Origin of the sequence: Lentilitoribacter sp. EG35, from assembly GCF_040784015.1 — a bacterium.
Classification (GTDB): domain Bacteria; phylum Pseudomonadota; class Alphaproteobacteria; order Rhizobiales; family Rhizobiaceae; genus Lentilitoribacter.
Genome location: NZ_JBFNGQ010000003.1, coordinates 167,123 through 186,702, shown reverse-complemented (window position 1 = coordinate 186,702; position 19,580 = coordinate 167,123). Strand labels below are relative to the sequence as shown.

At 44.2% G+C, this 19,580-nt stretch carries 20 protein-coding genes and 1 tRNA gene; 11 read left to right on the top strand and 10 right to left on the bottom strand.

Annotated elements, in window-relative coordinates:
- The first annotated feature begins 86 nt into the window (after nt 1-86).
- The 4 genes from AB2J24_RS07280 (at nt 87) to AB2J24_RS07265 (ending at nt 1,896) form a co-directional block, all read left to right on the top strand.
- Nucleotides 87-398: an integration host factor subunit alpha gene (locus tag AB2J24_RS07280; protein ID WP_162651673.1), complete on the top strand. Its 312-nt coding sequence runs from the start codon at nt 87-89 to the stop codon at nt 396-398.
- A gap of 175 nt (nt 399-573) precedes the next feature.
- Entirely contained in the window at nt 574-1,128 is a 555-nt protein-coding gene (locus AB2J24_RS07275; RefSeq protein ID WP_420883633.1) for a MerR family transcriptional regulator, read from the top strand.
- 122 nt (nt 1,129-1,250) lie between these two features.
- Complete coding sequence (locus tag AB2J24_RS07270) at nt 1,251-1,700, top strand: hypothetical protein (protein WP_367384987.1); 450 nt, start codon at nt 1,251-1,253, stop codon at nt 1,698-1,700.
- A 119-nt stretch (nt 1,701-1,819) separates the two neighbouring features.
- Nucleotides 1,820-1,896, top strand: a tRNA-Pro gene (locus AB2J24_RS07265).
- A 36-nt stretch (nt 1,897-1,932) separates the two neighbouring features.
- On the opposite strand, the gene AB2J24_RS07260 is transcribed toward AB2J24_RS07265, so the two are convergent.
- A complete protein-coding gene (locus tag AB2J24_RS07260) occupies nt 1,933-2,379 on the bottom strand; it encodes a MarR family winged helix-turn-helix transcriptional regulator (RefSeq protein WP_367384986.1) in 447 nt (148 codons plus the stop codon).
- A 2-nt stretch (nt 2,380-2,381) separates the two neighbouring features.
- Complete coding sequence (locus AB2J24_RS07255; RefSeq protein WP_367384985.1) at nt 2,382-3,527, bottom strand: Acg family FMN-binding oxidoreductase; 1,146 nt, start codon at nt 3,525-3,527, stop codon at nt 2,382-2,384.
- A 200-nt stretch (nt 3,528-3,727) separates the two neighbouring features.
- On the opposite strand from AB2J24_RS07255, the gene AB2J24_RS07250 reads away from it, so the two are divergent.
- From AB2J24_RS07250 to AB2J24_RS07230, 5 genes are all read left to right on the top strand, one after another.
- Nucleotides 3,728-4,282 carry a hypothetical protein gene (locus AB2J24_RS07250; protein ID WP_367384984.1) on the top strand — a complete coding sequence of 185 codons (555 nt, stop codon included), beginning with the start codon at nt 3,728-3,730 and terminating at the stop codon, nt 4,280-4,282.
- A 12-nt stretch (nt 4,283-4,294) separates the two neighbouring features.
- Nucleotides 4,295-4,828 carry a DUF2061 domain-containing protein gene (locus AB2J24_RS07245; RefSeq protein WP_244627817.1) on the top strand — a complete coding sequence of 178 codons (534 nt, stop codon included), beginning with the start codon at nt 4,295-4,297 and terminating at the stop codon, nt 4,826-4,828.
- Nucleotides 4,829-4,907: 79 nt separating this feature from the next.
- The gene (locus tag AB2J24_RS07240) at nt 4,908-5,603 is read left to right on the top strand and encodes a helix-turn-helix transcriptional regulator (protein ID WP_367384983.1); all 696 of its coding nucleotides are present in this window, start codon (nt 4,908-4,910) and stop codon (nt 5,601-5,603) included.
- Nucleotides 5,604-5,696: 93 nt separating this feature from the next.
- Nucleotides 5,697-6,080, top strand: a complete 384-nt coding sequence (locus AB2J24_RS07235) for a VOC family protein (protein WP_367384982.1) — start codon at nt 5,697-5,699, stop codon at nt 6,078-6,080.
- Between the two features lie 251 nt (nt 6,081-6,331).
- On the top strand, nt 6,332-8,227 hold the full coding sequence (locus AB2J24_RS07230; RefSeq protein ID WP_367384981.1) for a cation:proton antiporter: 1,896 nt from the start codon (nt 6,332-6,334) through the stop codon (nt 8,225-8,227).
- Nucleotides 8,228-8,293: 66 nt separating this feature from the next.
- Here the strand turns inward: AB2J24_RS07230 and AB2J24_RS07225 are convergent, their stop codons facing one another.
- The 6 genes from AB2J24_RS07225 to AB2J24_RS07200 all read right to left on the bottom strand — a co-directional run bounded on the left by AB2J24_RS07225 (nt 8,294) and on the right by AB2J24_RS07200 (nt 14,249).
- Nucleotides 8,294-8,602 (bottom strand): cupin domain-containing protein, encoded by a 309-nt coding sequence (locus AB2J24_RS07225; protein ID WP_367384980.1) that lies wholly within the window; start codon nt 8,600-8,602, stop codon nt 8,294-8,296.
- A gap of 164 nt (nt 8,603-8,766) precedes the next feature.
- On the bottom strand, nt 8,767-9,432 hold the full coding sequence (locus AB2J24_RS07220; RefSeq protein ID WP_367384979.1) for an HAD family hydrolase: 666 nt from the start codon (nt 9,430-9,432) through the stop codon (nt 8,767-8,769).
- A gap of 103 nt (nt 9,433-9,535) precedes the next feature.
- A complete protein-coding gene (locus tag AB2J24_RS07215) occupies nt 9,536-10,783 on the bottom strand; it encodes an O-antigen ligase family protein (protein WP_420883632.1) in 1,248 nt (415 codons plus the stop codon).
- Nucleotides 10,780-12,315, bottom strand: a complete 1,536-nt coding sequence (locus tag AB2J24_RS07210) for an undecaprenyl-phosphate glucose phosphotransferase (protein WP_367384978.1) — start codon at nt 12,313-12,315, stop codon at nt 10,780-10,782. Before AB2J24_RS07210 ends, AB2J24_RS07215 begins: the two co-directional genes overlap by 4 nt.
- Before the next feature lie 146 nt (nt 12,316-12,461).
- Entirely contained in the window at nt 12,462-13,634 is a 1,173-nt protein-coding gene (locus AB2J24_RS07205) for a glycosyltransferase family 4 protein (RefSeq protein WP_367384977.1), read from the bottom strand.
- Between the two features lie 51 nt (nt 13,635-13,685).
- On the bottom strand, nt 13,686-14,249 hold the full coding sequence (locus AB2J24_RS07200; RefSeq protein ID WP_367384976.1) for a polysaccharide biosynthesis/export family protein: 564 nt from the start codon (nt 14,247-14,249) through the stop codon (nt 13,686-13,688).
- A gap of 198 nt (nt 14,250-14,447) precedes the next feature.
- Here AB2J24_RS07200 and AB2J24_RS07195 point away from each other — a divergent pair, with 198 nt between their 5' ends.
- Complete coding sequence (locus AB2J24_RS07195; protein ID WP_367384975.1) at nt 14,448-16,634, top strand: GumC family protein; 2,187 nt, start codon at nt 14,448-14,450, stop codon at nt 16,632-16,634.
- 33 nt (nt 16,635-16,667) lie between these two features.
- On the opposite strand, the gene AB2J24_RS07190 is transcribed toward AB2J24_RS07195, so the two are convergent.
- Both AB2J24_RS07190 and AB2J24_RS07185 read right to left on the bottom strand, forming a co-directional pair.
- Nucleotides 16,668-17,843 (bottom strand): GNAT family N-acetyltransferase, encoded by a 1,176-nt coding sequence (locus tag AB2J24_RS07190; protein WP_367384974.1) that lies wholly within the window; start codon nt 17,841-17,843, stop codon nt 16,668-16,670.
- A gap of 234 nt (nt 17,844-18,077) precedes the next feature.
- A complete protein-coding gene (locus tag AB2J24_RS07185; protein ID WP_162651658.1) occupies nt 18,078-18,299 on the bottom strand; it encodes a DUF2842 domain-containing protein in 222 nt (73 codons plus the stop codon).
- 161 nt (nt 18,300-18,460) lie between these two features.
- On the opposite strand from AB2J24_RS07185, the gene AB2J24_RS07180 reads away from it, so the two are divergent.
- Entirely contained in the window at nt 18,461-19,561 is a 1,101-nt protein-coding gene (locus AB2J24_RS07180; RefSeq protein ID WP_162651657.1) for a COX15/CtaA family protein, read from the top strand.
- Nucleotides 19,562-19,580 lie beyond the last annotated feature (19 nt).

Below are 19,580 nucleotides of genomic sequence, written 5' to 3'. Positions count from 1 at the left end.
AAAGTGGTACAAATACTTGACGTTTATAGGTAAAAAGACCTAAATTCTACGATATTAGATTACTTTTAGACATGGATGGCGGAAATATGGGCGGTAAAACGGTAACGCGTGCAGATCTTGGAGAAGCAGTTTTTCGCCGTGTTGGGCTATCGAGGACAGAATCATCAGATCTCGTTGAAATGATTATAGATGAGATATGCGATTCTATTACTCGTGGCGAAACCGTGAAGATGTCTTCGTTTGCGACTTTTCAGGCTCGGGATAAAACTGAACGCATAGGTCGTAATCCGAAAACGGGTGAGGAAGTTCCAATTACACCCAGAAAAGTTGTTTCATTTAAGGCTTCGAATGTTTTGAAACAGCGCGTTCTTAAAGCGCATCAAAAACGTAAGGCTTAGGTCAGTTTCATCTGGCAAAGAGATCTGGACGGAAGCTTGTCATTAAGTTACCGTCAGCAAAATTACGGTTAAAAAAATAAGATTCGTGATTTTGAGTACGGGGGTACAATCACACTATCTGAAGCAATCAATAAGTTGCTGTTGATGATCGGTGTCTCAAAACTTGGGAGAGTTTGTGTTGGATAAAAGTCCAGATGCCTTCCGCACCATTTCGGAAGTGGCAGAGGAATTAAATCTGCCTCAGCACGTATTACGTTTCTGGGAAACGCGTTTTTCGCAAATCAAGCCTATGAAGCGAGCCGGTGGGCGGCGTTATTATCGACCCGATGATTTTGATCTATTGCAGGGGATTAGACACCTTCTGTATGATCAGGGTTACACAATTAAGGGCGTTCAAAAGCTCTTAAAACAAAATGGTAACAAATATGTCATAGCCATTGGTGCTGGTGATACCCAGACTGTTGAAGCTATTCTTGCAGCTAAAGAACAAGAATCCCAACCAGCTCTGGCGCTTGCAGGAGCGGAAGAGGTTGGTAAAGTTCTAGGGCAGGCGAAGCTGCCTGTGTCTCGCCGTTTTTTCCCGCGTAAAAATGCAGATAATGGTGACGTCGCTGTTGTTCGGCAAACTGACGGAAAAAACGCTGCATTGCATGAAGAGGACAGGGCGTTGTTGCAAGAAGCTCTTTATGATCTGCTGGAATGTAAGAGATTGCTGGATCAAACCCGTTAGCACATACGTTGAATGAACTTTTTCTCAGGTGATGCAATAGTATTTTGGAAAGACTGGAATTAATCACCGCCTGATATAGCGACATATCAAACAATGTATCTGAAATATTTCCGGAGGCGCTTATGAAAACGTCGATACTAGTAGCAACTATGCTGGCCGCTTCTATGAATTACGCAAAATCACAAAGCATAGAACCTTGTGATTGGGTTTCCAGTGCAGCTAGCCTGGTCGAGCCTTGGGAGCAGAATACACGCACATTTGCCAATGGCGATGTGCGGGTTGCTGTTCTGGATACAATTGAACCAGCTTTAGCGGCGTTTCATGTGCTGGTACTGTCCCCACCTTATGATGAGGTAGGTTCGCGACAATGCAAAACCGTAAGTATGTCAGCCGGTTTGGGCTTTTCCGGGTTGGATTTTGCTTCGCTGAATGCAGATTATGATCCGGCGGTTGGTTTGATTTTTACAATGGATGTTCAGACCCCTTCAACGGATGCAAGTAGTTTTGTTGATCGAACTGTGAGGTTTACGCTCAACCAAGCCACGGGTGAAATGCAAGCTGAGTTACAATAGCCTATAGCACCGGAGTTGCTTTAGGCTTGATATTTACGACAATCATTTTCCCATTTTTGTTGGTTTTCTCAGAAATAACTTGCACTCAAAAGCCTTATAAATTACGGGTTCTAACCAGTCGGGGCGTAGCGCAGTCTGGTAGCGCACTAAGCTGGGGGCTTAGGGGTCGCAGGTTCAAATCCTGCCGTCCCGACCATTAATAAGGTGAATTAACCTGTCTGTTATTGGCTTTCTAAATATCTCGATTGTCATCCAGCACTTTTCGGATTCTTTCAAGTTCCGGTACAATCTCAATGACCCGTTCCCAGTCAAGTTTACTATCAAATTCTGCGATTGCGGGAAACAGTTTTGAAATTGCTTTCTGCTGGAATGCGCGACCTTCATCAGTAATGAAAACAACTTTGCTACGGCCGTCAGTTTCATGCGGTTCAATACGAATATAGTTACGTTTGGAGAGAACCAAAAGTGTGTTTGTCATGGTACCTTTTGTCACTTGAAAAGCATTGGCAATTCTAAGTGGCGTCACCCCGTCGTGGACGCGGACGAGGTGATTGAGCACGGAGAAGTGTGAAACATGCAGACCTTCCGGCATTTTTTTTTGAAAAATGGCCGTTGCAAGCTGATTTATGATTCCAACTTCTGTGAAAAACTGAAAGATAAGTTTATTTTTCTCGTCCAAATTTAAGCCTCAATGATTTTTGCCTCCAATGGCCAACGCGGGCTTTGCTCGACTCGTTTAGCATAGCCCAATCTTGCGAGCATTTGTATAGTGCCACCGTTCGGGGCAAGATCTTTATGAACTTGCTTATAATGGGCTTCCATTTCCGGGTATTCTTGCAATGCTTGGCTCAATGGCTGGATGGCAAGCCCCTCAGCCGTAACAGCAAGATTTAGGCGCACCCAGTCCCGACCAGCATTGATCTGATCTTCGCGCGTGTTGCCTTGTGTGATTTGCCATAAGTGCGCCATGGCGGTGTCGGTCGTTGAATAGACTGCTTTGAGCCCTTCAGCAAATTGTGTCGAAGTTCTGTCTAAAACACCTTCTCTCGTCATGAACCCGGTGGTGTGGGCAAGTTCAAAAAATGGTCCGGAAAAATCAATTCCATCTGGATTTGCTTCAATTTCTGCCTTGCCTATTCGGAACAGATCTACACTCTCTTTATATGTGCGTGGTGTATCGATCTCTACTGCCATTGCTGCGTGCGAAAATTCACGCAGTTTTTGCACGTGTGAAGGTTCGTTATTTGTGCTGATTTGTGAATTGTTTTGGACAGAGCTGGCAATACGTTCAAGCGCAGAGGTGGCAACTTCTTTTGTGGTGTCAAAAGGGTCTTTCGTTGAACGTCGGTCAAATACGTGGGCAAATAATGGATCTGGCGAGACGGATGGGTCCTTGGTAAAGCTTATAATCGCAACTGGTCTATCATCAAGATTGGTATTATCCGATCCTTCAGGAAAGAGATTGAAATCTACTCTGTATCCATCTTCGGCTGCTGCCATGCGTAAAATTTCCAAAAAGCATCCCTGACCGATCGTGATTTGCCGACTATATGGATCGGTATGAGGTAGAAGGCGATCTGTATCAATTTTAAGCGTAATCTGATCAGCCTTGCTCAAGTCAACCATCCATGGCTGTTGGTTATGTGGGTTCGGTGCCAAAATTGCATAGGATAATGCACGCATTCTTGGTTCTGTGTAACCCGATCCAGCTTTTGACCATGGTTCCAGAGCTTTGTGCGGAAACCTGCTTGCAATTGTTCCGATGCTTGCGCCAGCAGCTAAAATAATGCCGCCACCTGCAATTGCTAAAAATTTACGTCGTTTCATATTCATCTCCATTAGTTCGATGTTAAACTATATAGTTTGATGTCGAACTATATGTCAAATGAAATTTTTCGCCCTGTTTCTTTCGCCTCCATATCGAGCGGAACATATTATCTAAACAATCGATATAACTTAGAAAATTGTTTCTTTTAAAAGTCTCAATATTTAACAATTATAGGGTAAATTAAATTAAGGAGACTAAAATGAACGGTCACCAAAGTGCTAAAGTTTTTTCAAAAACACTTCAGAATTTGGAGTTTGAAGATAGAATTATTTATATAAAAGAACGGTTTAACCGTGTCATACTTGTTTCGGGTTTGCAGGTTCCAGATCAGCTTTTGACCTGGGTTCTGACCAAGCGCGAAAAAATTGCGGAGATTGCTTTCGGTTTGGAAGGTAATGTAACTCAGGAGCAAGAATCTCTGATGGATGTTACACTCGATCGTTATGGAGTGAAGATAAAGACACCACCGAATTTGGACGGTGTATTACCAGCTTTTGACGCTGTTATTGCTTATTCCGGTCATCTAGATGATGGTGCTGAGTTTGTGAAGTGGGATCACAAAAATGAACAGTTTATTTTTAATCCTCTTGCTGATTGGAGTAGTGAACAAATAATCGGCGCAATTTTGGAGCATGAAATACCGGTTAATTATCCACTGGACATCTTAGCATTAGATAAAGAGAATAAGAATGTGCCATTGCATTTAACGCGTGGTAAAACCACGAGTATGCAAACTGCTGCTTCTGCAAACTAACGAAAGATACAAATGTCCGAAGTTATAAATGACGCTGACACATCTTCTGCATCTGGAACTGGCTCTGGAGGAGGACGTGAAAGTGTAAGGCGTTCTATGATAAAGGCTGTATCTTGGCGCGTGGTTGGCACGCTGGACACATTTTTACTATCCTTTGTCATCATAGCATTTTTAGGCCCATTATTTGGACTTAACTTCAGTGAAGATGGTGGAAACATTGCACAAACTGCGGGCTACATTGCTGTTGCAGAAGTGTTTACCAAACTGGTGATTTACACGGTGCATGAGCAACTCTGGACGCGCGTAAATTGGGGCTTATCAGTTGCCGCCGGTGCCAAACCGGAGAGCTTTGCCAGATCTACGGTTAAAACCGCAACGTGGCGCATACTAGCATCGCTTGATACAATGTTACTGGCTTGGTTCTTTACCGGAAATATTCTTACAGCTATCTCAATTGGTGGTTTTGAAGTGATCACCAAGTTATTTCTCTATTTTTTCCATGAGCGGATTTGGCTCAAGATTCCATACGGAATTACGAAAGTTTAGTTTAAGCTGAATGATAGGCGCTGGAATAATTTGGGCTGGTTATGGTAAGGTCTGGTAGATTTTACTTTGAGTAGCTGCCATGTCGCGATCACAACGATTATTGGATCTTTTGCAGGTTTTGCGCCAGCATCGCCTCCCGGTGAGCGGATCAACGCTTGCTGAAGAGATGAATATCTCCTTACGTACGCTTTACCGCGATATTGCCACGCTTCGTTCCCATGGAGCTAATATTGAGGGGGAGGCGGGCATAGGCTATATATTGGCACCAGGTTTTATGTTGCCACCCCTCATGTTTTCAGAAGATGAAATTTCAGCCCTGGTTCTCGGCTCCCGATGGGTGTCCGATCGAGCGGATATGCCGCTTGCAAAAGCGGCGCGCAATGCGTTGGCTAAAGTAACAGCAGTTCTGCCTGATGATCTGAAAGAACGCGCTGAAACGAATGATTTGGTTATTGGTCCTAGTTTTGCCGATGCGATGCGGGTTGAAAATTCTGAGCATATGGAAGTTATCCGCAAAGCTATTCGTAATGAGCACATCATGCAGATCAACTATACCGATGCTTATGACAATGTATCATCGCGTGTCATTTGGCCCATTATGCTAACTTATTTCGAGCATTCGCGCGTTATTGTCGCTTGGTGCGAGGCGCGCAAGGCTTACCGGCATTTTCGCACTGATAGGGTCAGTTCACTTGAGGATACGGGCAAACGATATTACCCGCGCAAGCCTGTTTTGGTGAAACAATGGCGCGTGCAGGAAGGGTTAGAAGAATAGTTATCATGTTTTGTCTAATGCTGACATAAATTGACAGTACATAGCGGTAAATCATCTCCAGAATTTAATTTGATACTAAATGGAGATAGAAGAATGCCAGAATTCAACTTTGTAGTTTTATACGTGAAAGACCCGATTAAAAGCGCCGAATTTTATGCCAAGTTGCTTGGCAAACCAATTGTAGATCAGTCGGAAGGGTTTGCAATGTTGCCTCTTATAGAAAATGTCATGCTGGGTCTCTGGGAGCTGACAACAGTTGTACCGCCGACTTTGAATGACGGTTCAGAAAAAGGTGGCTCGAGCGAAATTTCACTAAATGTCGATGATGACGCAACATTGGAAAACACCCATAAAGAGTGGCTGGCTCATGGTGTAACAATTCTTCAAGCACCAATGGACATGCCATTTGGCCGAACCTTTGTGGCAGTAGATGCAGATGGCCACCGCATTCGCGTTGCGACGCCAGCAAAGATGTAATTGATAGGATAAATGAAAACGGTTGGAACCCCGGAGATTTGTCTCTGGGGTTTTGTTCATGAAGATACATCTTCTACGATTTCCAAGCTATCGATCCACATGAATATTATCAATTTTATGATTGCTTTTACATCCATTATACACTCAGCTTATTGTTATCTTTGATTGTTTCAACAGCCAGGGTTTGCGCAGATGGCCAGAGCTTGCTATTTGTTTGAATATAGAAACAAATTTACCATAGGCCAGCCTTCATGACTGATTTCCTTCTTCTTGCCTTTATCTTTCTTATCGCTGGTGTGATTTCTGTGCCGATAGCGTCTCGGCTCGGGTTGGGGTCGGTTCTCGGTTTTTTGATTGCTGGTATTTTGATTAGTCCTGTATTGGCATTTTTGCATGTAGATGTGATTTCCATTCAACATTTTGCCGAGTTTGGTGTTGTGATGATGCTATTTCTCGTTGGGCTTGAATTAGAGCCAAAATTACTGTGGGAAATGCGCGGAAAATTGCTTGGCCTTGGTGGAGGACAGGTGGCTCTCACTACATTGTCCGTCATGGGAATTGCAATGCTGCTTGGCCAGTCTTGGACTGTTGCATTGGCAATTGGCATGGTCTTGGCGCTGTCCTCAACGGCTATCGTATTGCAAACGCTGAATGAGAAAGGTCTGATGAAAAGCGATGGAGGGCAGTCAAGTTTCTCGGTACTGTTGTTTCAGGATATTGCCGTTATCCCTATGCTTGCATTCATCCCGCTTTTGGCTTTGCCTGAGTTAATGGACGCGTTGAATATGGCTGCGGATACCGCAACGCACGGTGTAGAGGGTGCCGCTGACCATGGAGCTGATGAGGGTCACGGTAGTTCAATGAGCCTTGTTGATGGTCTCAATGGTTGGCAAACAACGCTCGTGACGTTGGGGGCAATACTTGCTGTGATTTTGGGTGGTAGTTTTCTAACACGTCCGATTTTTCGTTTCGTAGCACATGCAAAACTTCGCGAACTTTTTGTTGCGACAGCATTGATGATGGTTGTTGGTATTGCGCTTTTGATGTCACTTGTTGGCCTGTCACCCGCTTTAGGCACGTTCCTAGCAGGCGTTGTGCTTGCCAATAGTGAATATCGCCATGAACTTGAATCCGACATTGATCCGTTCAAAGGTCTGCTTTTGGGCTTGTTTTTTATGACTGTTGGGGCAGGGATTAACTTTGCACTCTTGTCAGAAAACCTCACAATGATCATCGCACTCACTCTTGGCTTGATTGCGTTAAAAGTCATCGTGCTTTTGGTGCTGGCATATATTTTTAAACTACAAGGTGCAGATAAGTGGCTCTTTGGGCTGGGGCTTGCTCAGGCTGGTGAATTTGGTTTCGTTCTCCTGTCTTTCACAGTAGCAAGTGCCGTTATTCCAAAAGCCATCGCTGATCAATTGCTGTTGGTTGTTGCGCTTTCCATGCTTCTTACACCACTACTTTTCATTCTTTATGATAAAGTCATTTCACCACGTTATGTGCAGAGCTTAGATCGTGAGCACGATACAATTGATGAGAAAAATCATATTATTATAGCCGGTTGTGGTCGTGTGGGCGGACTTGTGGGTCGTATGTTACGCGCTGCTGGCGAGGAAACAACGGTGATCGATTTTAGCGCAAAGCAAATTGATATGCTTAAGGTCTTTGGCATTAAAACATATTATGGTGATGCTACTCGCCCCGATATGCTACATGCAGCCGGCATTGATGAGGCAAAATTACTGGTTATCGCGATTGATGATAAAGAAAAGATCACCGAGATGGTGCGCTATATAACCAACACCCATCCCCATGTTCATGTTTTGGCACGGGCTATAGATCGGAATCATGTTTATGATCTTTGGTTTGCAGGGTGTCGCGATATAATTCGCGAGACTTATGACGCATCGCTACGCATGGGGAAATCTGCCTTTGAAGCATTGGGTGTAAGCTCGGAAAATGCTCAAGATATGTTGCAGGCGTTTAATGAAATGGATCGGCAGGGAATGCTGGATGTTGCAGATGCTTATGATCCGGATATTCCAACCATGGAAAACCAAACCTATATCGATCGCGTTCGTGAGGTAACCGGCCCGCGTACTGAAATCCTTATGGAGGAAATGCGAGAAATTCGGAAGCGCTAATCAGGGCATCTGGCTGTGCAAAAGAGTCGTATGGTACAGTAGAGTGTTTCTTATTCTTGTTGGTTATTATGTCCGTTCTTGCAGCAGTTCCACTTCAACAAAAGCGCATTCAAAGTCATTCCCGTTGATGACATCATGCTCGACACCAATTTCACGATAATATGGAACTCCGTTTTCCATTTGTGCAGTGATGCGTTCACCATCTCCAAGGTCAATTTCCAAGACCCCATCAAAAAGCGGGATGACAACATAATCATAGGCATGACGATGCCATCCCGTATTGGCACCTCGTTTATTGAAGCGCCATTCGGTCACACGAACGCGATCATTGTTAATTCTAACTGTCGCTGTTGCTGAGCCTTTGGAATTGCACACTTTATACCTCACATTTTCGTAAATCTAGTGTGCATGCATTGCGCTGAGTAGTACCAATTGATCATGTGTAGATTAGCAGATCAGATATTCTTCATGTGTGGAAAATGCTTGAGGGTGAAAGAGAAACTCACAACATCGAAAATCAGATTTGAGGTGAGATGGGATTAACGCATCTGTAGATGCAACTTAACATCATGAAGACTTGTCACAACCCGGTGGGCAATATCGCGGGTATGATCTTTTGGTTGTTTCAGATCTGGCACAACGATGACATCAATTGAAGCAGCATGGGCAGCCTTAGCGCCATTATCGCTGTCTTCCAATGCCAGACAGTTTGTAGGGTCTATGCCAAGGTTTTCAGCGGCTTTAAGATAGATGTCCGGCGCAGGCTTACCATTTGCGACCTCGTCGCCACAAACGATTGTCTCAAACCAGTGCTTAATCCCCGTCATACCAAGCTTTTTATGGGCCATTCGAGAGCGTGTTGAGGTCGCAACGCCGCGTCGAATACCAGCATCATCCAGAAATTTAAGCAGTTCTACGAGACCGGTCTTAAGCTCAATACCATTTGTTGTTACATGGTCTTCATAGGTTTTCATGAAGGTCGTATCCACCTCTTCTGGCAGGGGATACCCGAGCTTTTCATTGAAGTAGTTCTTTGCGCCCTTGCTGTTCATGCCGATTATATCAAACAACCACTGATCTTCGAAATCAATCTTATGCAAACGTAATGTGCGATGCATGGAGTTCATCGAGATAGTTTCTGTGTCGAGCATCAAGCCATCCATGTCGAAAATTACGGCTTCGGGCCAGGGGGTAGGAATGGTCATAGGATTCGTCCGATTGCAATTGTAATGACAAGGCATAGATCAATAATGTGACAGATATACAATGATCGGAGATCGATATATGATTATTTCAACATGTTCCGAGCTAGTTGTAATTTATACCATATCGGTGTTCGAGCGCAATACAGCCCCACGCGATACCTAAGATCAAATAGAAATGGCGCCAGTGATCTGTATCAATTACCATGCCAACAAGCGCATGACCAAAAAGCAAGATCATTGCCAGCATGAAGTAAACCTGCCAGGGGCGATCTCGAAGCATATATTTAAACCCGAAGTAAAATGTCATGCCACTGAGAATGAGATAGGTTGTAAAGCCAAGCCAACCATAAGCCATGAGAGATTTAAGGTAGATATTATGCGTATCTTCACCATATATCAGGCCAAACTCTAGAGGACCAATGCCGAGTGGATTTTCAAGCGCCATACCAAAGCCAATAGCGTGCCGCGCAAAACGACCATATCTGGCACCGTCATATTCTTGCACAAGCTGCGCTCGATCAGAAAAAAGTTCAGCGATCTGATCAATTTGCAATGCAATGACGAGCGCGACGATCAACGCAATAAAGCCAGCTGCGGAAAGCATAATAATGCGGAGCTGGAACTTGCTTGTGCGCTGGCGTGCAAGCAATAATATGATAAGCAGCACACCCGAGATTGCGTATAGCCCCCATGCTGCGCGCGAGAATGATAGGAAAACACCGAAGGTAATGATAAAAAAACCAATGGTGCGCAATGGCACGTCCTTGATTTTGCCCACTATCAAGCCATGGAGCAGATAAAGGGCAGGCAGCACCAAGAAAGGTCCAAACACATTTGGATCAGCAAAGGCGCCACGAGCGCGATTATAGAGAGTGAAGTATTCACCACCAGGAATAAGATTAAAATAACCTAAAATGCCCAGCATCGCCGTGACAACAGCTGCAACTGCATAGGCTCTGAATATGATTTTAAGTCTGCGATGATCAGCCTCAATAATAGCGGCGAAGAACACCGTTGTTAGCGCCAAGAAGTAGCTAACCGCCAAATAAAGAGGAATGCCGCCATAGGTATCCATGGTGAACATCGATAGTAGACCACCAATGTTAAATAGTGTGAACAATGCTAGGACCGGCGCAACGGTTCGCGAAATTTTTAATCCACATAAAAACCAGATGCCGACAAGCCCTGCCATCATCAGCTCATATGGTGCCGGCTCCTGAATAACAAAGCCGGACGTAAAAACACCAAAAGCCAGCATCCAGGTTCCTAAAAGGCGAGAACCGGCATCCGCTTGTCGCGAGCTGCTAAAGGTTAATGGTTGACCCTGATACTGATAAGGAACATCACTCAATAGGCATTTTCCGTATTAAATAGGCTAAACGGTGTCTTGAGAAGGATTTTCAAGTCGAAAGCCAATGACCAGTTTTCAATGTAATAGAGGTCATATTCCGTTCGCTCTTTAATTTTTGCATCGGATGTGATTTCTCCGCGCAAACCATTGATCTGCGCCCAGCCGGTAATGCCGGGTTTGACGCGGTGGCGGGCAAAGTACCCATCCACAACATCAGCAAAATATTTGTTCTGAGCTTGTGCAATTACCGCATGTGGGCGTGGGCCAACGAGTGAAACACTGCCCAATAAGACATTGAATAATTGCGGTAATTCATCAATCGAAGTTTTGCGGATAAAGCGTCCAACAGGCGTCACGCGTGGATCATTTTTTGTGACGAGTTTTGCAGCTTTCTCATCGGACATATCCGTGTACATTGAGCGAAATTTATAGACCGGTATCTCTTCATTATTAATACCGTGGCGCATTTGTTTGAAGATTATCGGACCTTTTGAAGTTAGTTTAATGGCAATCGCTGTACCCAGCATGATAGGCCAAAGAAGTGCCAGTGCAAGGAGCGAAAATACAATATCAAAACCACGTTTGCTGACAGAATCCCAATCGGAAATCGGCTTATCAAATAAATCCAGCATAGGGATTTTGCTGTTGTCCATATAGCTGCAAAAGCGTGGGCGGAATTTCATTGAATTGGCATGTGCTGCTAGGCGAATGTCTACTGGTAAAACCCACAAGTGTTTGAGCATACCTGTCCAGCGACTTTCCGCACTCAGTGGTAGCGTTATGATTATTAAATCTATTCGTGTGCGTCGTGCAAATGCGACCACATCTTTAACATTACCTAATTTTGGATAACCAGCAATAACAGGTGCGGCGCGATCATCGCCCCGATCATCAAAGATACCACAAATGCGTATGTCATTGCCTTGTTCTGCCTCGATATCACGAATAAGCTGTTTGGTTTTTGCGCCGCCACCTACGATGACAGCACGGCGCTCCATGAAACCATTTCGTTTCCAACGGCTAATGGAAAATGCAAATGTCAGTCGTGCAACTGTTAAAACGGTTGCAGTTCCCATGAACCAATCAGCGAACCACTTTTTTGAGAAGTAGTCATGAAAATCAATAAAATAGCCAGCAACGGCCATGACAACAAAAATTGTAGATAGGATTGCCAATACCTGTGGCAAAGTTCGCATGCCTGTTTTAAGGCTTTGCGTTGTGTATAGACTACTTGCTTGCAGTGATGTGAGTGTTAGGCATGATGTTCCAAAGATAATAAATGCATGAACAGGTAATCTGTTATCTGGATAATCATGATAGAAATAAGCGAGTATTCCAATTGCGAAAATACATGCACATTCAAATAGACGGTAGGCGCCTAATATAAGCGCTGGTGAATGATTTTCATCAGCGAGTTGCTGAGCAATTTGTTGCGCAAGACGGTTTAAATTATCTTCTTCCAGACCATGCGCCACAGTTTCTGATGGCGCTATCGAAGCATCGACCATTTTATCTTTTTGTATCTTAATCATCGAATTATCCGCAAAACAGTGCTTTAATTAGCTGTTGTGCGTATGAGAATAAGGCAAATCAACTAATAAAAACTTGACGGATAACGTTTTATTACAAGAGATCAAAATTTTTGAGAATTGTTGAAGCTGTTTTAGCCTAGTCGAGCTCAGGTTCTGTCTTCGGAAACCTTGTTGGAGGAGCTGTGATAAATCTCCAAAACATCTTCCGCCATGGCTTGCACCGAGAAGCGCTTCTTAAATGTATTTCGATCAGGTTGAGCAGATGCGAGCCAGCTCTTATCCTGGATTGACTGTGTCATTTTTTCTGCGAGTTTTTCGACATTACCAGGCGGCACCATGACATCGCTATCAGCTCCCAGTATCTCAGGTATACCACCGACATTTGTCGAGATAATAGGTTTGTTCGCGGCAACGGTTTCTAATACGATATACGGCATTGCCTCCGCTCGAGATGGGATAACCACGCTTTGAGCGAGTGCAAATGCTTCGCGTGCATTCATAGCTGGATGCAAAACTATGCGCTTGCTCAAACCCATCTGCGCAATTTTTTCCTGATAGGCTTGTTTGTTAGGGCCATCCCCAACCATAGTGGCGTGCAAAGGACGACCAACATGTTGCTCTGCTTTACGAAAAGCATCAATAAAAACGTCAGGGCCTTTGAGGTCTCGCATCATACCAATATATAAGAAATCACTTGCATTTTCATTCGTGGCAATCGGCTGAAATTCCTCCTCATTCAGTCCATTATAGACCAAATGCGAATTGGATATTGGGAGACCTACTTTATCTATATATGCAAGCCGTTCGTGATCGCTGACAAAAATTATTGCATCCGTCATGCGTGCGAGAAGGCGTTCTAGGGCAAAAATAGCTTTCCCTTTGATATTGCTGCTATCATAGTGCAGCGAGCCGCCATGGGGCGAATAGGTGCGGGTAACGCGAGACCTGGATCCCCGCATAAATGAGCCAATTACTCGAACATACGCGCCACCTTTGGCACCATGACCGTGTAGTATATCTGGCTGCAAACTTTTGATTTGTTTATAAACTTTGTGTATTGCAATTAAATCGCCTGGCGTAATTGCGCGCCTGATTGGCATTCGTATAAGACCAAGCTCTAACTTATCGATAATGCTTTCAAACAATTTTTCTTCAAATTCACCGCCTGTGCTACTATCGCATAGGATGCCGATTTTATGTCCCTGCGCGTGATGAGTGTTCACAAGGTCACGTACGTGTCTAAAAATACCACCGACGGGAGATCTGAAACAGTGGATTATCCGCAAAGGTTCTTGTGACAATGCTTCATTGGACATCATTCAGCAATCCAGTGTTCGTTCAATTTAGCGTATGCCCCAATATGGTCTTTATTAAAATAAGCGTTCACGGATATAGATCGTATCGCCCGCGAGAATAGGGCTAGAAATTGAGACGCGACCTGTCATGATTTTTCCATTTATCTTGCGAGTAATATCTGTGCTGTTTTGTTGCGCTCTGGTTGAAAAACCACCAGCAATGGCAATTGCATTTTGTACCGTCATCCCCGGAACATAAGTATATTGGCCAGGTTGCCCCACTTCTCCTAAAACAAAGAAGGAACGGTATTGGTCAATCTCGATGCTGACATCAGGATCGCGCAAGTAACCTTTTTGTAATTCGCCTGCGATAACGCCTTCAAGTTCTTGTGCTGTATAACCGCGAGCAGCAACGGCTCCTACAAGAGGGAAGGAGATGTAACCAGCCTGATCAACACCATAGGTGCCGGTTAAGCCATCTTGCTCGAAAACAGTGATACGCAGACGATCGCCAGCATCAAGCCGGTAAGGCTGAATGGTTGCTTCATGGAATGCACGAGGAGCGGGCTGATAGCTCGCGCAACCGGCAATGATGCTGGCAGCAGCTAAAATAATCGCAGCAGGTAGATTGATTTTCACGTGCGGTGCGCTCCAAAAAGGTTTGAACTTATACCAATTTATTGACGATTTATGGTTAATGCTTGGTAAAGAGCACACCAATTAATTTGCTGATTGTACCGAATTATTCGCAATTTCACCGCTAATTGGGTTCTTATGTTAACTGATGAGTTACCATGTGTGTTTACAATCAGCTCCATTACGACCTGGAGTATTAGAATGTCGCAAATCCACAATGACGATACAAATGTCGATATTGACCTCGGCAGTTTGTTTTTTGCGGTCAAGAAAAACATCGCAAAAATTGCAATATCAGCACTCATTGTTGGTGTTGTTGCATTTGTGATTGTCAATATTGTTGATGAGCAATATCGCTCTGAAGCGCGCGTTTTGATCGATAATCGTGAGCCTGTATTTACAGATCAGCAGCAGCTGAACGGCGGACAGCCTTCTGTTACCCTGGATGAACGCGGCGTAACAAGCCAGGTTGAAATTCTAAAATCAAATAATTTGGTCACCTCAGTTGCTCGAGAATTAGACCTTGCGTCTTATGACGAGTTCAATGCACCAAAATCACCATCTTTCATTGCAAAGATTTTTATTGGTCTTGGTTTAATCTCTGATCCATATTCTATTCCGGCAGAAGAGCGCGTCTTAAAGGAGTTTTATGAACGCCTCGATGTTTATCAGGTCGGTGTATCACGGGTCATCGCTGTTGAATTTACATCTGAGAACCCGGAACTTGCAGAATCTGTACCAAATGCCATGGTTGATGCATTCTTACGTGTGCAGTCAGGGGAAAAACTCAAAGATAATACCCAAGCCAGCGCTTGGCTCGAACCAGAAATTGAACGTCTGAGAGAAAGTGTTCAAGTTGCCGAGGCGCGCGTTGCGGAATATCGTGCGGAAAAAGGTCTCTTTACTATAGGGGATACTGACACGTTTGAAGGTCAGCAACTTTCTGACATTTCAGCGGAGTTAACACGTGTGCGTTCTGAAAAAGTCGACGCGGAAGCGCGTGCAACGACGGTACGTCGGGTTTTGGAAAAAGGCGAGAATATTGACTCCATCGCAAATGTTTTAGATTCGGCAACTGTACAAAGATTGCGTGAAAATGAAGCGGATATTCGTGGAAATATTGCGGATTTGTCAACAACACTTCTGGATGGGCACCCGCGCATGCAGGCATTACAGTCGCAATTAATAGACGTTCAACGCCAGCTTCGCACCGAAGCGAGAAAAGTCTTGGCAAGCCTTGAGAATGAAGCGTCCGTTGCGCGTTTGCGCGAACGTGAGCTTCTTGGTAATTTCAATAATTTGAAAGCAAATTCTGCTCAAGCTGGCGGCGAAGAAGTACAATTGCGTGCGCTTGAGCGTGAAGCCGCATCTCAACGTGAATTGCTGGAAACATATCTTGGTCGTTTCCGCCAAACAGCGTCGCGTTCGCAAGTAAGTGCTATTCCGCCGGACGCACGTATAATTTCTCGCGCTATTATGCCGACTGAGGCCTTTTTTCCAAAGAAACTACCGATCATCATCGCAGCGATGGTCGCAACTTTTATTATCGGTTCTATTTGGGTAATGTTGACCGAACTGTTTAGCGGTAGAGCGCTTCGCCCTGTTTCCGAAGCTCGATATGCGCCCGGACATGGTCAACACAATATTGGCCAAACACGTGCTGGTTCAAAAAGCCAATATGGTCATCATGCAGATCTCGGGCTTTTAACAGCCAGAGCTGAGATGGCTCCTGAATACCCAGACGGTGATCCAGCGTTTACAGAAGAAAACTTGGTAGGTTCTCGTCACTCGATTTTTGATGTTTCGCAAGAATTTATGGTCGCATCAACGCGGTTGGTTATGTGCCTTTCACCTGAGGGTGGAAATGCCACAATGGGTTCGGTTCTTCTGGCGCGAAATTTAAGCGATGAACAGTGCAGATCAATCTTGGTTGATTTAACCATAGATGGTATGCCAAGCAGTTCGACCATCGGCACTAGTCGGATCAAGGGTTTAACAAATCTGTTATGTGGAGAGACTACGATTGCAGAAACAATTCATGCAGATGCAATGTCGGACGTGCATGTTATGGCCCGTGGGAATGGCAATATGCAGCGTGCGATGCAATCTGCTGAACGGATACCGCTTATTATTAATGCGTTGCTGGATAGTTATGACACTGTAATCGTTGAATGCGGACCGACAGATGTATCAAATGTAATACGTCTTGCAAGTCATCTTACAACAGAATTTGTAGTTTCTGTGAAAGATCTCCCTGATCAACAAATCATGGAATATAAAGAGGCATTTGCCGATGAGGGGTATCATGATGCACTCGTTATGGATATCGACCCGCGCAGCGACACCGTCAAATCCACATCGCATGATGCCTTTAGTTCAGTCGCTTAATTGCACTGAGCGTTCGATATTTTGATTATATGATTACCGGCGAAATCTGTTCACCAGTTTGAGAAATTGTGGTGACGACTTTATTTTGCGTTTAATGGCAATTTTTAGTGTTTCCAACCATGCCGCAATATAACCACTGGTATTTAATGCAATAAATCCATCATAATGTTCAGTACGAATTGTACACCAAGAGTGCTTGTAAGGCTGATCGCCAATACCGAAATCGAACAAACGCATCCCGCGCTGAACCATGTTTTCGATGACATGATAGAATAAAAACTCGCCCGGGCTTGTTTGTGTTTGCGCTGCGATGTCCTCGTTAAATGAACTGAATTGGCAAATTGCATGGCCATTTTTTACTGTAACAGCTGCTATCGCGACGACCTCGGAGGCTTGATCTTTTTGTTGCAATGTAATCGCGTGAAGTTCCAGCTTTCCAATGTCACCCTGATCGAGTGCGCAAAGGTCAGCGAAGAAGTCCTGAATATCTTGTGTGCCAAATGCATCTGGCAGGCCCTTATTTTCAAAACGTTTGGCTTTTTGTAAGAAAAATGCCGAAATAATTTTCTCATTTTCAGCAATGCTATTGGAAATAATGTAACTCTGCTCGCCAATCGCACCAAGCTTTTTGGCCGTGCTGCGAACCATTTTGCGTTTACGTTTTGCGTTTATTTGAGCAAAAGTTTTTTCGACGGTGCTTTGTAAAGGCAGTTGAAAAGATGCATTTTGATTAAGCACTTTGGTAACAGAGCCAAACGGGTTTGGCACACCCACAAAACTTAAGCGCATTTTTTCAAGATGAATGGCATCAAAGGGAAGGGATAGTTTTCGTAACTCGATCTTAAGCTCTTCAATAAAGTCAGGCTTCATCTGATATAGAAACGCCTTTGATGCGAGCAAAAAATTTACATTGCTATGATCAGAACCAATAAGCCGCGCACGCTTAATACCGAATTGGGATTGAACCTCAAGTGGTAGAATAAATTCGATGCGTGAGTTAATAGACACCGTCACAAAAATTGGTTTTACTTTGTGGTTGTTGCACCAAGCCCGACACCAATTAAAACTCTGGTGCACGGAAATGTGATCCTCGGTTTCTATAAAGCGCCAGTCATGTTCAAGATCATAAATATTTGTAACAATTTTGATCTTCTTATCTTGCGTTGTCTCAATGTTTAAAATTTGAGCCTTTAGTAGTTTCGTACGCATCAAATTGCTTGGATGATAAGGTGATTGGCTTATCTCAATACGCTCATTGCTTGCCAATGAAGTTGCTAAGGAATTTGTCGCGTGACTTGTCATTTTTACCAAAATTTCCGTTAAATACGTGATTTCGGTCGATAATGGCTCCTAAAAGTCAACAAAAAATGATTTTAGTGCAATGAGGAAGAACAGATTGAAGCTATGAATAATGAGATCTAAACGGCAAATTTACAAATTGAACTATTTGGCGTTTTTGGGCTTAGGTGCCCCTTCCATCCATTTGATAAGCCACATGGCGGGCAATACCCACAATATTCCGGTGAAGAAAAAGTAGAGAAGGTGAACATACCAGGCAGATTCAGCGAGTTGGTAGGTGGCCACTGTAACGGCAAGAATGGCATAAAGCCCCACCAAAATAAGCATTAAGAATACACCGATAAATTTTCTAACGCGGGTTGGCATTTAATTTCCTTTAAACTTGCTGGCAATCAATAACTTGACTTTACCAGTAAGTGAAGACCCCCGCGACTGCTTGCCGCAAGTTTTCGTCTCTTGCATTGGTTATAAAAGTTGTGCCAATGATGCACGTGATAGGTACAAGACATGCCTTCGAGGAAAACTAAATGACTGAAAATGCGATAGAACACAGTGAATTGCTTGCCAAGCGAGATAATGCACAAAAACAGCGTGGTCTGCTCAGAATTTGGCTGGCTGTCGTTCTACTGGCTATTTTTGCACTTGTTATTGTTGGTGGTGCAACCCGCCTAACGGACTCTGGCCTTTCAATCACACAGTGGAAGCCAATTCATGGAGTGATTCCACCACTTAGCGCTCAGGAGTGGGAGGAAGAACTCGAACTCTATCGCCAAATTCCTGAATATCAGTTGATTAATAAGGGAATGTCTCTTGATGAGTTTAAATACATATATTGGTGGGAATGGGCACATAGATTGCTCGCCCGCGGTGTAGGTGTATTGTTTGGCGTCCCGCTTCTCATTTTTTGGTTATCTGGGCGGGTTGAAAAACCGATCCGTAAGCCACTGGTAGGTCTCTTGTTTTTAGGAGGACTGCAAGGTTTCATCGGGTGGTGGATGGTCTCGTCCGGCCTTGTTGATCGGGTTGATGTTAGTCAATATCGGCTAGCAACGCATCTAACGCTTGCCTGTATTATTTTTGCCGGCATTGTTTGGGTGATGCGCGGATTATCGCCACATACGGCAGATCACGCGCCAACAACATCGGCGCACCCGATGGCAATTTTGCTGGCACTGTTCGTAATTTTGCAAATATTTCTTGGTGGTTTGGTTGCAGGTCTTGATGCAGGACTTGCCTATAATACATGGCCTTTGATGGATGGCACATTTATCCCTGAAAACCTTTGGACTATCGAGCCAGTTTGGAAAAATGCATTTGAAAGTCCTAAGACAGTTCAATTTATTCACCGAATGAGCGCTTATATTCTTTGGGCGCTTGCGTTCATTCACATGGTGACTTGCATTAAGGGTGATGGGGACACAACGCATTCACGCCGTTCAGTCATCTTGTTTGTACTTGTTACATTACAGGCGCTTGTGGGCATCATGACGCTTGTTATGCAGGTTCCTGTTTCTTGGGCGCTTGTCCACCAAGGTATGGCGCTCGTTGTTCTTGGTTTTGCCATTGCTCACTGGCGCGGTTTTGTCGGCGAATATGCACTGCCGGTAGAAATAAAAAAGGGGAGCTAATCGCTCCCCGAGTGCATTA